The organism is uncultured Ruegeria sp. (assembly GCF_947497005.1).
Taxonomy (GTDB): domain Bacteria; phylum Pseudomonadota; class Alphaproteobacteria; order Rhodobacterales; family Rhodobacteraceae; genus Ruegeria.
On record NZ_CANMFF010000061.1, the window covers coordinates 1 to 857 of the forward strand.

At 55.7% G+C, this 857-nt stretch carries 1 protein-coding gene; it reads right to left on the reverse strand.

The window, feature by feature from the left end; genetic code table 11:
* Window positions 1-21 precede the first annotated feature (21 nt).
* Window positions 22-779 (reverse strand): IS5 family transposase gene (locus Q0816_RS25905; protein WP_298856198.1). Its coding sequence is split into 2 segments (ribosomal slippage): window positions 22-458 and window positions 458-779, totalling 759 coding nucleotides; the frame shifts between segments, so codons are not numbered across the junction.
* Between the last annotated feature and the right edge of the window lie 78 nt (window positions 780-857).

Sequence of the window (857 nt, forward strand, 5' to 3'; positions counted from 1 at the left end):
CTAGGCTCCAGACTCATTGATTTACAGCCAGAACAAGACGGTTGCGGCGAGAGCTATAGCGGACAGGAAGACCTTGGGGCATCTGTCATAGCGAGTGGCGACACGGCGCCAGTCCTTCAGGCGTCCGAACATGATCTCGATCCTGTTGCGGCGTTTGTAGCGACGCTTGTCATAGCGAACCGACTTGTCGCGTGATTTCCGCCCAGGGATGCAAGGTTTTATTCCCTTGTCTATCAGGGTGTCGCGGAACCAATCCGCGTCATAGCCACGATCTCCCAGCAGCCAATCAGCCGCTGGCAGACTGTTCACCAAGGCCCTGGCGCCGGTGTAATCGCTAACCTGGCCAGCAGATATGAAGAACCGAATAGGACGACCGACACTGTCGGTGACGGCGTGCAGCTTTGTGTTCATGCCACCTTTCGTCCTGCCAATCAGCCTGCCACGCCCCCCTTTTTCAATCGCAGGCTGGAGGCCGTGCGGTGGGCTTTGAGGTAGGTTGCATCGATCATGATGGTCTTATGATCTTTCGCCTGTGCGGCCAACCCTTCCATGATCCGTGCAAACACTCCCATGTCGCTCCACCGCTTCCAGCGGTTGTAGAGCGTCTTAGGCGGCCCATATTCACGAGGCGCATCAGACCACCGCAACCCATTGCGGTTAATGAAAATAATTCCACTCAATACACGCCGATCATCAACTCTGGGCTTGCCATGGCTTTTCGGAAAGTACGGCTGAAGCCGGGCCATCTGCTCGTCGGTCAACCAAAATAAATTGCTCATCGTGCGCTCCCTGATCTTCAGGGGCTTGAATCATGCGGTCGAGATGGCGGCAACCAAATTAATGGGTCCTGACCCTAG